Origin of the sequence: uncultured Gimesia sp. (assembly GCF_963972345.1) — a bacterium.
Classification (GTDB): domain Bacteria; phylum Planctomycetota; class Planctomycetia; order Planctomycetales; family Planctomycetaceae; genus Gimesia.
Map to the genome: position 1 here is coordinate 50,094 of NZ_CAXAVM010000013.1, position 13,512 is coordinate 63,605.

The window sequence follows — 13,512 nt, forward strand, 5'->3', positions numbered from 1 at the left end:
GATTAGTAGCCACAATTTTCCAAGACCAGTAAATCGTCAACATACAGGTTGTACTGGTGTGGGCGGAATCCTCCAAACCAGAAAGGGCGAATTTCTTCGACCACCACTTTTGACTGTTGTGGTGGATCTGTAAAAAACTCCCATCGTTTGGTGAATTCAAGATCAAAATGAGTAGACAGGCGATACGGACTTTTTAATGTTTGTTCATTTCCATTAATTGTGATTGTGGTCCTACCGGTAAAGCTGTTTCGCCTGAATTCTACAGAGATCTGTTTGTCGTGACCTGCATCAATGGAAAATTGCATTGAAGGAACTCCCCAATAATAGAAACTCGCTCTGATTGGAACGTCAGGAGTTTCACAAATTTAGTCATACTTTACCAAACTAGACTATCAGAGAACTGATGAGGCGTCCAGTTTATCAATTTTCCCCTCTGCTTCCTCTCCGCACCAGCTAAAGTCACACCCCCCAAACCCGCCACACCCAGCATCTACACTGCCCCACCACTGAACCCGTTGCCACGCCTTTCCCCTTCCTTCATACTATCTTTAAGATATTTTGATCAAAATATTAATTTATCGGTAAGTAATCTCCTTTCTGTACGATTTCTTATTAATGCAGAGAGCTAACCTCCTCTCTGACATGTACTTAACAACACTTTATTTTACTACGGCTCGTTGAGAGCCGGAGCGATTGTCTTTCTTGCCCTGCTGGAAACAGTATTCGGCACAGGGCGATGTCTGCCAGCCACTACAGGCTGCCACCAGGAACTGATCTGCCATCGTGCAAAATCCTGCGGGCTGTTCTGGTCAGGTGGGGAGGCCCCCAGGTTCAAGTCGCACGGGTTGCATTCCCACAGCCGCTGAGAGTTTTGTTGATTATTTCAGACTGATATCGTTTTAGCATTACACATTTCCGGGGTACGTCAGAAGCACGGCCGATGATTCAGCCCCCTTTTTTTAACCCATTCTGAGCACAGTTTGAGCACCAGGGTTGTGCTGTCTAACCTCCATTTTAAAGGAACGTGTACTTATTATGAGAACGACTCAACGGAACGAGAAACGCGGTTTTACTTTGATCGAACTTTTAGTAGTGATCGCCATTATTGCCATCCTCATCGCATTACTTCTACCCGCAGTGCAGCAGGCACGTGAAGCAGCACGTCGCAGCACCTGCAAAAACAACATGAAACAGCTCGGCCTGGCGCTGCATAACTACCATGATACGCACCGTGTCTTCCCCCTTATGTACCAGGGAGTACGCAGTGGTGCCCCCAACGCGGGAGCCACTAACGGCCTGGGCATCGCCTGGGGAACCTATATCCTGCCCTTCATGGATCAGGCTAACTTATACAACAACATTTCGACCCGCATGTTCGGAGCCACCGGCAACGGTGCCGGCCTGCACTGGCTGGACGACACCACCGCCACCGTGGGCACAACCACCCTGGCAAAAACCATTCTGCCCGCTTTCATCTGTCCTTCTGACCCGATGGGCGGCGTCAACACTGACCGCGGTTCGTACGGAAAATCAAACTACCTGGCGACAGTCGGTACCGACTGGGACGGCGATGGCCTCATCACCGGCACGACAACACCAACCTACGAAGGTGCCTTCTACGGAAACTCACGCAACAGTCTCCGCGATTTTACCGACGGTGCCAGCAACTCGTTTCTCGCCGGAGAACGCACCACCGAAGGCGCTGCCAACGGGGGTATCTGGATTGGTGCCCGCGGAACCCGCTCTGACAATGGTCTGCGAACATCCGCTGCTGGTAACTTCCTGATCAACAATGCAGGCGCGACCGATGGAGCCGCCAGCAGTACTCACGTCGGCGGTTGCCACTTCCTGTTCGGCGATGGACGCGTCAGCTTCCTGAGTGAAAACATCAGCTCAGAAACCTACGAGTACCTGGGACTGATCAATGACGGCAAAGTCATTGGCGAATATTAAACAACAGCGAGTTCCGGTTCGTCGAATCGGATTCCTGCAAATGACAAAACGGCTGTTCCCTGTGAGCAGCCGTTTTTTTACGCCCGGAAGAAAACAACGGCGATCCGGCAACCACGTCTTGAAGCAATGCCGGGACAAAAAAAGTGCGCCAGCCCACAACAGACTGACGCACCCGAAGAATCTGACTTGTTGAGAGATTACCGGTTACACTTCCGCTTCAAGTTCTGGCAACGTTTCGATCACGGAATGTAATGGTTGACGTTTTTTGCTTCGTTTTTTCGCCACCTGTCTTTTCAGAGTATGAGCGGCACGTTTGATGGCATGGGTAATCGCCGTGGAGATCCGCTCCTGGGTATCCTGCACAATCACAGGGGCACCCGATTGCGTATGCACGACGATACGGCAGCGTTTACTGATCCCACCGCGCGGGCCGTTGATGTCGGTTAGATAAATGCTGACAGTGCGTATCCAGTTATCAATCCGGTCGATTGCCTGATCCCACTGTGTTTCGACAAATTCTTTTGTTTGAGCACTGCAATCGGTCTGCAAAGCCACACATTCGAAGTCATAGTTTCGCATCTAACTCTCCTCTGTGAAAAATTAAGTCACTCGGGTCATAGAGCGTATCGCATTCAACTATCGCATCTCAATTGTCGGTCCCAGGGAACCTGCAGACGTGACAGCCAAACTGGACACGGTCTAAATCCATTTTATCTAACGCGGATGAGCAGACAATAAGATAATTGGAAATAACGGATCCGGGAAATATCTTCTAATTTTCTGTTCACCTCCCGCAAAACCCGGCTTCCTGATCCGAAGAAACCAGGGGACGGTTCTCTTTCTGCTGCTTTAAACACACATTCATCATCAAATCAAATTCCGCCGATTCGTGTGCCTGAAAGGCTTTGTAGAATTCTCTAAACAGATCCACTTGTCTGGAATAGCCTGCTTCATCAATTTCAGGATACAACAGTGCTTCGGCTCCTTCTGCGATTGAACAGATTTGCAGATACAGTTCCTCATGCTGATCAAGCAGACGCTGTGCTTCGGCTGAGAGCAGTGGATCGGAAGTCAACGGTTTTTCAAAATATCCAAACGCGTTTTCCAGCGCAAAATGCATCGCGATCTGATCCCGTAAATCACAGATGAGTTCCGTGAACCATTCCGGCCGAAAGACATCGGGATCATTCACCAGCCAGCAGGCACGCAGCTGATCCAGCAGTCCGTACAATCTCAGATTGTCATCTTTGATCTCCTGCAGAAAGGCGGCATTGATTGTCAGCTTCGGATGCGCACTGATCATGATATTGTTCCTTCCCTTTGCTTGAAGTGAGCTTCGAATAACCTCTGTTCTTTACCAACCTGAATCCAGAGATGAACCGGACAGGTCATGCTGCTGCTTTGTCCCGCAATCATTTGCCGCACCATGCATAACAACCGCTGTAACGCGGAATAGGTTTGCGTTCTGCCCCGCACACATAATCGCCCCCCTTCCAGTTCAAGCTTCAACTCCTGGAACTGCATTTTCTGGTTCGTCGAAACGAGCCGGGAAAGGAAAAGTTTGAAAAACTCCTGCTGAAAGTTCTGAGAGATTTTCGACATGAGAACGTGGCTCCTCAATGAGCTGAATTGGATTCCTTAAATACTGCCCGTTGCTGTCAACCGTGGTTGACGGTCTTCAATCAGGACAGGCAACTCACGTTGACACCCTGATTGATAGCAACCTGAAAAAACTGTCGCCGTTCTGCTGAAAAAATCAAAATAATGCTTCCAGCAGAACAATCAGGCTCGCGCCAATAAGCCCTTCTGACCTCAACAGTGAGCGGGCCACCTGACTGGATTCGCAAACCATGTGCCGAACCGGCTTAGCAGCCACACAATCAGTTCCTGGTAGCTGCGCAGAGGCTTAACTCCGCAACCCGCGCTACCGTTTCAGAACCGGAAAGCGAGCCGATCGTCCTGCAAGTGGCACAGCGATTGCATTATAGTCTCCTGACCTGTGCCTCGATTCGCTGCAGCTTCCTGCGAATCCCGGGGAGGAGTAAGATGCTGCAGGACTCGGGGCCAGGTATCACGCACTTCAGCGGGGATACCAGAATCAATCTCCTTAGAAAGGACCCCAGCAATGACACACAAATCTCACTTCTCGTTCAAGCCAGATCAGCACCGTGAACCAGTCGTCAATCTCATGACCAGCCGAGAAATTCTGCTGGGACAATTCATCCTGATCCTGGTTACGATCATCGCACTCCTGATGCGATCGTTACTCTGATCCTTGTTTCCCATTCAACGTAACCCGTTCAAGCCAGTCTGCAGGCGGCATCCAGATCCGCAGACTGCAGGCTGGCTTCTGTTTTTCCTCATATTTTCTATCAGGAACGATGCGGGGCGCGTATAATCAATATCATGAAAACAACTCTTTCCACCGATGATGTATTCAACAACGACTGCTTTCGTGCGATTGCCAATTGTACGTATGACTGGGAGAGCTGGCATACCAGCGCCGGCCGACTGTTATGGGTCAACGCCGCGGTAGAACGGATGACCGGCTATTCCCCGGAGGAATGCCTGGAGATGCCCGATTACCCGCTGCCCCTGGTAGCGCCGGAAGATCAGGAGAAAATCACCCAGGTTCTGCAGCGGGCACAGGCAGATGAAATCGGAAACGATGTCGAGTTCCGCGTGCTGCACCGCGCTGGCCACGAACTCTGGATGGCCGTCTCCTGGCAGCCGATGTTTCACGGAAACGGAAAACACCTCGGCTTTCGGACCAGTATTCGCGACATCACCGAACGCAATCAGCTGCGCGAGCAGTTACGTCTGCATGCAGCCCACCTCGAACAGCTGGTGCAGGAACGGACCGCGCAAATCACCCAGCTGGAAAAAAACCGACGCAAAATGGAAAAACTAGCGGCACTCGGACAATAGGCAGCCGGCGTGGCGCATGAGGTCAATAATCCGCTGGCTGGCATTCGGAATGCATTCGCCCTGTTCAAGGCAGACGTGCCGGCCGATCACGAGCACTTCGAACTGCTGGAATTAATCGACCGGGAGATTGAAAGAATCAGTTCGATCACCCATCTGATGTATCAACTATATCGTCCGACCGCACAACGTTCTACTTCCTTCTCGATCGGCAACATCGTGGAGGAGGTCATCCGCCTGCTGGAACCGGCAGCGCGCAAGGCACAGGTGCATGTGGAACGGGAAGCCGCTGAAACCGACATCCAGGTCACATTGCCGGAAGGCGAAGTCAAACAGATCCTGCTGAACCTGATTCAGAATGCAATCCAGGCCTCCGCAGCCGGCGACACCGTTTCCCTCCAGCTCAGCCTGCACGGCGAAACAGTCAAAGTGCAGGTCGTCGATCAGGGATCGGGGATCGCTGAAGAACATCTTCCCCGCATTTTCGATCCGTTTTTCAGCACCAAAACGGGTATGCCCCGCCAGGGCATGGGGCTGGGACTCTCTGTTTCGCGCAGCCTGATCGAAGCGCTGGGAGGCAGCATTGATGTCGTAAGTTCCCCCGGATCAGGGACCCGCTTTACAGCCAGTTTTCCCAGATCGATCCAGGCTTCCTGAGGTAGCAGAACAGAACCATGACGACAAACACCCCCGCCCGCCGCATTTTAATCGCCGACGATGAACCGCTCTACCTGAGAACGACGGGCGAACTCCTGCGCAAATCCGGTTATGAATGCGTCTGCGTTCCCGATGCGCAACAGGCACTCGAAGCACTGCAGACCCAGCCTTTCGATCTGATTCTCTCTGATTTGAATATGCCCGGAAATTTAAAGCTCGAATTGCTGCGTGCAGGGCGACGCAACTGGTCTCACATACCGCTGATCGTCGTTACCGGAGTCCCATCGATTCCTTCTGCCATAGAGAGCATCCGCCTGGGTATTACCGACTACCTGCTGAAACCGGTCAAATTTGAAGACTTACTCAGCAGTGTCCGCCGCGCTATTTCCAGCCCGGTGAAGACCGCCCCTACCCCCGCTTCTGAGAGCCTTGAACAAAGCGAACTCTCCGAACGGTACCCGGAAATCCTCGGACGCAGCGCCCCGGTCATGGAACTGCTCGAAATCATTGATCGCCTGGCCGAAAGTGATGCCAATGTTCTGATCACGGGGGAAAGCGGCACCGGGAAAGAAGTTGTCGCCCGCGCCATTCACCAACACAGTCATCGACGAAAACACAACTTCCAGGTCATCGACTGTACGGCAATTCCCGAGTCGCTGTTCGAGTCTGTCCTGTACGGCCATGTCAAAGGCTCCTTTACCGGCGCGGTGAAAGATCAGGCCGGGCTGCTCAGTCTCTGCCACCAGGGGACCGCGTTTTTTGATGAACTGGGGGAACTCCCCCTGACCTCCCAGGCAAAACTCCTGCGGGCAATACAGGAATCAAAGTTTACTCCGGTCGGAAAGAATACCCAGGTCGAAGTCGATACCCGCTTCATCAGCGCCACGAACCGTGATCTGGAAACCGAAGTCAAAGAGGGCCGATTTCGACAGGACCTGTTTTATCGACTGGGCGTGATCCACATTGAACTGCCGCCCCTGCGTGAACGGGGCGCCGATGTCCTGTTGCTGGCCGAACACTTTCTCCCCCAACTCAAACCCGCCAGGTCGCCGGTGAATGGCTTCTCTGCTGAGACAAAAGAGTGTTTTCAACAGTATGGCTGGCCGGGGAACATCCGCGAACTGCGAAATGTGATTGAGCGAGCCGCCACCCTCTCGCGTTCTGACTGTATTGAACTCGCCGACCTGCCGGAACAACTCAGGCGGACTCAGCACGACGGGGAATCCCCGTCCATGGATTTACAGGATGCCTCACGCAACCAAGCCGTCGAAACGGCTGAGCATTCTTACCTTGCTTCCCTGCTGGAAAAACATGGCGGCAATATTTCGCAGGCAGCGCAGCAGGCCGGTCTCTCCCGCCAGGGAATGCATAAACTGTTAAAAAAACATGGTCTCTCAGCCGCCGACTATCGCAACTGACACCTCTCGTTTCCACTGACCGTCAACGACAGTTCACAGTCACGCCTCATCACACGACTTTCTTCAGAGCCATTCCTTCCCTGGCTGTCCCTGCATTCCCGCTGTAAGCAGCATCTTTCTCTCCGACTGAAAGATTCTGTCGATTGCTGCCAAAATGGTCTGCTATTTGCAATGTCATCTGTCAGCTTCTACAGACAGATTCTAGAGCGCGTCACATTTAACCATAGCGTCTCCCGATCTATGATACTCGATCCAAAAGGCCTTGGAGACGCTACTGTAAAACTGGACACAGTCTGAAGATCCCGACCCAGCACACGTCAACAATACACGTCAATTCGACGATCCCTATTATTAGAGGAGACCAGCGATGAATCAGCAGAAAATATTCATCACCAGACATGATTACCAGCGGCTGCAGAATCTGCTGCTCAGCGACTTCACACAGGCGATCGGAAACAAACCCTATTTAAGTGGTCTGCATGCGGAACTTGCTGTGGCCCAAATTGTCGAATCCGAAGAGATCCCCCCCGATGTCGTCACCATGAACTCAACCGTGCGTCTGCGCGATCTGGAGACCGACGAACTGGAAACGTACACGCTCGTGTATCCGGATGATGCAAATATCAAAGAGGGAAAGCTCTCAATCCTCACGCCCATCGGTACTGCCATTCTCGGCTATCGTATTGGCGATCAGTTACGCAGTCGCGCATTGTCAGGCGGAAGCAAAATTCGGGTGGAAGAAATTTTATTCCAGCCCGAACGTTCAGGACTGACGATTTAACCTGCTTCCCATTAAACCCAAACGATGACGACAGACAGTGATGACACCGATGACATCAATCGCATTCAGGCATTCGATTATTGCGGTCGTTCCATTTGGAATCGATCTGTCGTGCGGCAGTACCAGCTGGGCCGGGCCATTCTGCCAATCAGACGCAATTCTTCGGACCGGATCCGGTTCGTCTCCGCCTCCCAGTACTGATCCTGAATGTGCACCCGCTTGACCAGTCCGATCACCAGCCGGTTATCGCCGATCTGGAGCGTCCCCCATTCCGCACATTCCAGACTGGCCGGCGCCGCCGCCAGCCGCGGCGGTTTCACAGTGGAAGAAGGCAGCACCTCCATCCCCCCTGCTTCAACTTCGCTGACTCCATAAGGCAGACTGGCTGCCGTCTGATTCATCTGCTCAGCCAGCGATTCATCCACCAGGTTAACCACGAACTCATGCAGCTTTCGCACATTTTGCGCCGTATCTTTCGGCGTTCCATCTTCCCGATTCCCCGGACAGAACCCGACGATCGGCGGATGGGCGCCCAGCACATTGAAAAAACTGAACGGCGCCGCATTCACGACGCCCGCTTCATCCAGTGACGTCACCCACGCAATCGGCCGGGGTGTCACCAGCGAGGATAATACAGCATAAGCACGATCCAGATCCGCGCCTTCAAAATCAAGTTCCATTGGTTGTCAAATCTATCTACTGGAAAAAGGTGGCTGAGAATACGTAGTAAGACGGAAATAATACCCTGGACTTTCTCCTCACCACTGCCACCAGAAGTGGCAGCGGAAAGGAGATGCCTTATCGTTTAGTCTTTCTCGGCCAGGTTCTTTTTGAAGAAGGCCACGGTCCGTTCCCAGGCTTTTTTCGCCGCCGCTTCGTCGTAACGGGGTGTCGTGTCATTGTGGAAGCCATGATTGACTCCTTCATACACGAAAGCCTCGAACGTTTTTCCCTGCTCTTTGAGCTCCGCTTCGAACGGAGCAGCACCGGCCATGATGCGTTTGTCGAGCGAGGCATTGTGGATCATCAACGGTGCCTTGATCTTTGACACATCTTCCAGGTCAGGCTGCCGTCCGTAGAAGGGCACACCCGCGTCGATCACATCGGGAAGCTTGACGGCAAGTTCATACACAACTCCACCACCATAGCAGAAGCCAACAGCGCCGACTTGACCGGTCGACTTCGGATTGGTATCAAGAAACTTTGCTGCTGCGATGAAGTCTTCGGTCATCTTGGCTTTATCGCGTTTGGCCTGCATTGCACGACCGTCATCGTCATTACCCGGATAACCACCCAGGGGCGTCAATGCATCGGGAGCAAACGCCAGAAAACCATCGACGGCCAGCCTTCGCGTCACGTCCGCGATATACGGATTCAGACCGCGATTCTCATGAATCACCAGCACCGCCGGAAACTTTTTCCCTTTCGCCGGCCACGCCAGCAGCCCTTTCATCTCCCCGGCCCCCTGGGGTGACTTGTAGGTAACCGTTTCCGTTTTGATGCGCGGATCATCGGGTTTGACCTGCTCTGCCCAGGCATAGTTGGGACTCAAACTGGCCATCAACGCTTCCGCCGTCATTCCCCCCACCGCAAACATCCCGAGTTTTTTGATGTAATCACGCCGATTAAGTCGCCCATGTGCATAGTCGTCGTACAGATCAAGTACTTCCTGATCAAACTGCGCCGCTTCTTTACGTTCCATGAGTATCGTCTTTCATTAAGAAGTTGATTTGTTGTCTGAAACTGACAGAAGATTCAATGGATGCAGAAAAAGCACTGATCAGCGGCGACCGTGATTCAAAAACCAGTCCCGATCCGCAGTCTGCATCACAGATTCAATTTAATCACATTTTTCTGATGACTGCAAACAGTTTCGCCAACGCAGCAGGTCATTTTTCCTTGCCGCGGACCTATGGGAAAACTCTGATTTGTTCAGCGAGACTACGATTCATGGTTCACATCATAATTCGCTGATACAGGATGTTACTTCTGAAGAGCTTCCGCAGGTACCAGAATCTCCCCGGGAGTTAACGCCAGCACGGACGGTATGCCAACGAGCAGAACGTAGTGATCTTCAAAGGCTCCCTCGGTGGGTCGGTTCAGCACCAGTCGCCATAGTTTTCCCGCTGCCTGTTGCTGGCCAGTCGCTGTGTACAACTTTGGTTCGGCAATATTCTGTTCTGACCAGACCTGTTTGCCGGAGGGATCAACCAGTCTCGCGCTGACGCGCTCTCCCGGACCTCCGCCAAACACGCCCACTGCCCACTTCTCTACTCCCGCGGGAACCCAGAAGTAAAAATCTCCCGTGGCAGCCATCAGTCGAATCGGTGCCCCTTCCGACGTCAGACACACTTGATGCGACGACTGATCCACTGTGACAAAGTTCGCCCCCGGATCGCAGGTGATGCGATACACGCCCGTTTCAGGAGCTTTGAATGCACAGGTTGCACTCTGTTTGAACGGAATGGAGTCAACCGGAATTGCTTTCCCGGAAGGCGTCGTGACTTTGACAGGTATCTTATCTCCCGTGTATTTCGCCAGTTGATGATAACTGAATTCCACGGAAACCTTCTCTCCCTGCGTCGCATAGAGCAGGTACTGCGACAAACCGCGCTGCCGCACCTTCCGTCGTGGCCCGGAGTCGGTTTTCGCACTCGCGTCGAGCGGCTTGAGCCGACTAATGTCTGTTTCATAAGGCGTGATATTGCCCGCTTCACTGGCCGGCATCCACTTTTGAAACAACGCGGGAGTTAACTCGTATTCCACTTTCCGATCCCCCTGTTCAACCCGCAAGGTTCCCGTCACATTCTCCACTGCTGAGATATAGGAAGCATCATAGAAAGCCATCACCGGATGCAGGTCAGCAGCTTTGACTACACAGTCTTTAAAAGTGACTCCGCCAATCTGACCGACGACTCCCGACCGCGCGATAAACTGGATAACCGGCAGCGCCGCATCATCCTTCTCCGGACCAATGATCGTACAGTTTTTCAACCTGATCGGACAGACGTCCGCCGGTTTGTCGAGAAATGCCACCGGTGTCTGATCGGTACTTTTGAAAGTACAGTTCTCAAACTCAATCGAGCCCTGCACGCTGCCGGGATTATTATTCCTGGTGGTACAGGAGAGCGCTCTCCCTTTCCCCGTACTGCGACAGTTCTCAAAGCGAATGGAGACCGGCTGTGATTCCCGTGTCAGATTCGTCAGGTACAACAGATAACCGGGCCCCTGATTATTTTCCGAAACGCAATTTCGCAGCACACAATTGACCAGGCATTCCTCTGCGTGGTTCGGCTCAAAATCAACTCCCGCCATCGGGGCAGTACCGGCCGTGTCTTTAAACACGGTATTTTCAATCAACAGATTCTCGGCACTGATAATACTGATCCCCTGGCGATAATTGCGTTCAAAGACGACATCTTTGATGGTAATGTTCCGGTTGGTCACTCCCCGTTTCGACACTCCCAGGTACACGCCATCACCGCCGGTTTCGCGAATCACCAGCCCGCTAACAGTCACGTTGCTGCAACTCCGCACACTGATCCCGTTCCGCCATTCTGCTTTTTGATAAGGGGCCGCATCGTAGTCGGCCCGTCGCATCTGCAGGATGGCTCCCGTTCCGGTCAGCTTGATATTCTCTTTCAGCGAAGCATTCAACAGTGAAGCGGTAGCCGCTTTGAATTCCCCTTTTTTCGCATGGATTTCCACACCTGCCTCAATGACAATTTCCTGGTCACTGGCCAGTTGAATTGGCGTCACAATCCAGGGCGCGTCCCTCTTCTCCACGATCACTTTCTTTGCACCGGAATTAATCGCCGACTGCAAAGCTGCCGTCGCATCTTCCCGTTCAAAGCCCCACCAGGACGCATACGCGACATCCGTTTTCCCTGCCTTCAGTTCGTCAATCGCCCCTTGGTCAATCGCCCCTGGATTGACGCCAGTTCCCGCTCCCGCTTCCACAGCAGACATCATCAGCAGGCTGAAGCACACAATCAGGAATCGAAAACAGAATAAAGACATAAAACTACCTTTCACAAGCAGACGAAGTCAGCGTAACAAGATTTGGCCAGCAGAGGATTTCCGGGCTGTTTCACAGCCTCGACAGGGAAACAGGACATTTCCCTCAAAATAGGTCACCCAGGTGGCCGATGCAAGGAAATCAGACAGGCTTTCTGCGACATTGATGATTCATAAACGGTGGTCATCCCCCCCAGTAGAAACAATCAATTTTCAAAGGAAAACGACCTGAACAATTTCTCGCTCTATTCCAGGGTCGTGCTGGACTTGAATTCGAAATAATGTTAACATAAGCAGCATTACATATGAAATTCGCTCGGTTTACGCTGCAGATGGTACCCACGAGTCTAAACTCAGGCTCCTGACATACGACAGAGGAACGAGATATGCAACGGCGGCAATTTCTGGTGGCTTCGGGGATCGGCTTTGCCGGCATGTCGTTTGGAAAACCGGCTGCGGTTCAGTCTGCTCCCCCGACTCAGACAGCACCGGGTCGAAAGACCGCCAAATCCACGATTCTGTTTTTCCTCTGCGGCGGTGCCTCGCATCTCGACATGTGGGACATGAAACCCCACGCTCCCTCGAATTATCGTGGTACGTTTTCCCCCATCCAGACTTCCGCACCGGGCGTCCAGCTCTGCGAACATCTGCCGATGCTCGCAAAGCAGGCGCATCACCTGGCCCTCATCAACTCCGTCGGCGCGACCGTGAATACCAACGATCATCACGCCGGATACTATTACAATCTGACCGGACACATTCCGGACCAGTCGTTTATCACACTCGGCAATAACCGGACGCCGATGCCGGATGACTGGCCGTACATGGGCTCGGTAGTCGCATCGCGACGTCCCTCACACAAGAGTCTGCCGAACGCGATTTCACTCCCGCACATGCCCAGCCGCGCCCCCTATACACGGCCTGGTCAGTTCGCCGCCCGCATCGGCGTGGAACACGACCCCATGTACATTCAGGGCACGCGCGAAGAACCGCTCAAGCTCCGCGGCCCGGCCATGTCACTCGAAGGGGATGTCACTGCCGACCGACTGACCGAACGCATGTCACTTCTGAAACAGCTCGATACCGCCCGTCGCAACTTTGATGGCTTCGCCGAAATCAACACCATGAACCGGCACCAGGAACGCGCACTCTCGCTGCTGCTTTCTTCAGAGTCCACTTCTGCCTTCGATCTGGAGCAGGAATCACAGGCTACCATGGAACGCTATGGAAAAACCATCAACGGCATGAGCCTGCTGGTCGCCCGCAGACTGGTCGAAGCACAAGTCCCCTTCATTACAGTCTTCTGGAAAGGGGACCTCAACAAACTGGGGAAAAAATGTAAGAGTGCCGGCAGCTGGGATACGCATGGCAACAACTTCAATTGCCTCAAACAAAACCTGCTGCCCGAATTCGATCGCGCCTACTCCGCTTTGATTGAAGACCTTGCCAACCGTGGACTGCTGGATGAAACACTGGTGATGGTCACCAGCGAAATGGGCCGCAAACCCAAAATTGGTGACCCCCGTTCCGGCGGAATATCAGGCGCCGGACGCGATCATTGGACGCACTGCCTGACCGACGTCCTCGCCGGTGGCGGAATCAAAGGCGGACAGACCTTCGGAGCCAGCGACCGCTACGGCGAATACCCGCTCAACAGCCCGGTCACCCCCGCCGACGTCACACACACCGTCTACCACGCCATGGGCATCGACGACCTCATCGCCTACGACAAACTGGAACGCCCCTATCATCTGCTCGATG

At 53.0% G+C, this 13,512-nt stretch carries 16 protein-coding genes; 7 read left to right on the plus strand and 9 right to left on the minus strand.

Going from position 1 to position 13,512, the window contains the following annotated elements; genetic code table 11:
* Nucleotides 1–2: 2 nt before the first annotated feature.
* Together AACZ40_RS03880 and AACZ40_RS03885 are read right to left on the minus strand one after the other, a co-directional pair.
* Nucleotides 3–305, minus strand: a complete 303-nt coding sequence (locus AACZ40_RS03880; RefSeq protein WP_291174634.1) for a hypothetical protein — start codon at nt 303–305, stop codon at nt 3–5.
* Nucleotides 306–659: 354 nt separating this feature from the next.
* On the minus strand, nt 660–782 hold the full coding sequence (locus AACZ40_RS03885) for a hypothetical protein (protein WP_291174636.1): 123 nt from the start codon (nt 780–782) through the stop codon (nt 660–662).
* A 253-nt stretch (nt 783–1,035) separates the two neighbouring features.
* On the opposite strand from AACZ40_RS03885, the gene AACZ40_RS03890 reads away from it, so the two are divergent.
* Complete coding sequence (locus AACZ40_RS03890; protein ID WP_291174637.1) at nt 1,036–1,953, plus strand: DUF1559 domain-containing protein; 918 nt, start codon at nt 1,036–1,038, stop codon at nt 1,951–1,953.
* A 204-nt stretch (nt 1,954–2,157) separates the two neighbouring features.
* On the opposite strand, the gene AACZ40_RS03895 is transcribed toward AACZ40_RS03890, so the two are convergent.
* The 3 genes from AACZ40_RS03895 to AACZ40_RS03905 form a co-directional block, all read right to left on the minus strand.
* Nucleotides 2,158–2,532: an HPF/RaiA family ribosome-associated protein gene (locus AACZ40_RS03895; protein ID WP_291174639.1), complete on the minus strand. Its 375-nt coding sequence runs from the start codon at nt 2,530–2,532 to the stop codon at nt 2,158–2,160.
* Nucleotides 2,533–2,737: 205 nt separating this feature from the next.
* The gene (locus AACZ40_RS03900) at nt 2,738–3,256 is read right to left on the minus strand and encodes a hemerythrin domain-containing protein (RefSeq protein WP_291174641.1); all 519 of its coding nucleotides are present in this window, start codon (nt 3,254–3,256) and stop codon (nt 2,738–2,740) included.
* Entirely contained in the window at nt 3,253–3,555 is a 303-nt protein-coding gene (locus tag AACZ40_RS03905; RefSeq protein ID WP_291174643.1) for a hypothetical protein, read from the minus strand. The genes AACZ40_RS03900 and AACZ40_RS03905 overlap by 4 nt, the downstream gene beginning before the upstream one ends.
* 523 nt (nt 3,556–4,078) lie before the next feature.
* Here AACZ40_RS03905 and AACZ40_RS03910 point away from each other — a divergent pair.
* The 4 genes from AACZ40_RS03910 (at nt 4,079) to AACZ40_RS03925 (ending at nt 6,953) form a co-directional block, all read left to right on the plus strand.
* A complete protein-coding gene (locus AACZ40_RS03910; RefSeq protein WP_291174645.1) occupies nt 4,079–4,225 on the plus strand; it encodes a hypothetical protein in 147 nt (48 codons plus the stop codon).
* Between the two features lie 134 nt (nt 4,226–4,359).
* Nucleotides 4,360–4,881: a PAS domain-containing protein gene (locus tag AACZ40_RS03915; protein WP_339673354.1), complete on the plus strand. Its 522-nt coding sequence runs from the start codon at nt 4,360–4,362 to the stop codon at nt 4,879–4,881.
* Nucleotides 4,882–4,890: 9 nt separating this feature from the next.
* Nucleotides 4,891–5,535: a HAMP domain-containing sensor histidine kinase gene (locus tag AACZ40_RS03920; RefSeq protein WP_339673356.1), complete on the plus strand. Its 645-nt coding sequence runs from the start codon at nt 4,891–4,893 to the stop codon at nt 5,533–5,535.
* Nucleotides 5,536–5,552: 17 nt separating this feature from the next.
* The gene (locus AACZ40_RS03925; RefSeq protein WP_291174649.1) at nt 5,553–6,953 is read left to right on the plus strand and encodes a sigma-54 dependent transcriptional regulator; all 1,401 of its coding nucleotides are present in this window, start codon (nt 5,553–5,555) and stop codon (nt 6,951–6,953) included.
* A gap of 49 nt (nt 6,954–7,002) precedes the next feature.
* Here the strand turns inward: AACZ40_RS03925 and AACZ40_RS03930 are convergent, their stop codons facing one another.
* Nucleotides 7,003–7,131 (minus strand): hypothetical protein, encoded by a 129-nt coding sequence (locus AACZ40_RS03930; protein WP_291174651.1) that lies wholly within the window; start codon nt 7,129–7,131, stop codon nt 7,003–7,005.
* A 189-nt stretch (nt 7,132–7,320) separates the two neighbouring features.
* Between AACZ40_RS03930 and rnk the strand changes: the two genes are divergently transcribed.
* A complete protein-coding gene (rnk, locus tag AACZ40_RS03935; protein ID WP_291174653.1) occupies nt 7,321–7,734 on the plus strand; it encodes a nucleoside diphosphate kinase regulator in 414 nt (137 codons plus the stop codon).
* 77 nt (nt 7,735–7,811) lie between these two features.
* Here rnk and AACZ40_RS03940 read toward each other — a convergent pair whose 3' ends face one another.
* From AACZ40_RS03940 to AACZ40_RS03950, 3 genes are all read right to left on the minus strand, one after another.
* Nucleotides 7,812–8,414, minus strand: a complete 603-nt coding sequence (locus AACZ40_RS03940) for a flavin reductase family protein (RefSeq protein ID WP_291174655.1) — start codon at nt 8,412–8,414, stop codon at nt 7,812–7,814.
* A 125-nt stretch (nt 8,415–8,539) separates the two neighbouring features.
* Nucleotides 8,540–9,436: a dienelactone hydrolase family protein gene (locus AACZ40_RS03945; protein ID WP_291174657.1), complete on the minus strand. Its 897-nt coding sequence runs from the start codon at nt 9,434–9,436 to the stop codon at nt 8,540–8,542.
* A gap of 281 nt (nt 9,437–9,717) precedes the next feature.
* Nucleotides 9,718–11,754, minus strand: coding sequence for a right-handed parallel beta-helix repeat-containing protein (locus tag AACZ40_RS03950; protein WP_339673360.1), 2,037 nt, complete (start codon nt 11,752–11,754; stop codon nt 9,718–9,720).
* A 383-nt stretch (nt 11,755–12,137) separates the two neighbouring features.
* On the opposite strand from AACZ40_RS03950, the gene AACZ40_RS03955 reads away from it, so the two are divergent.
* The coding region (locus AACZ40_RS03955) for a DUF1501 domain-containing protein (RefSeq protein WP_339673362.1) at nt 12,138–13,512 on the plus strand (1,375 nt) is incomplete at its 3' end.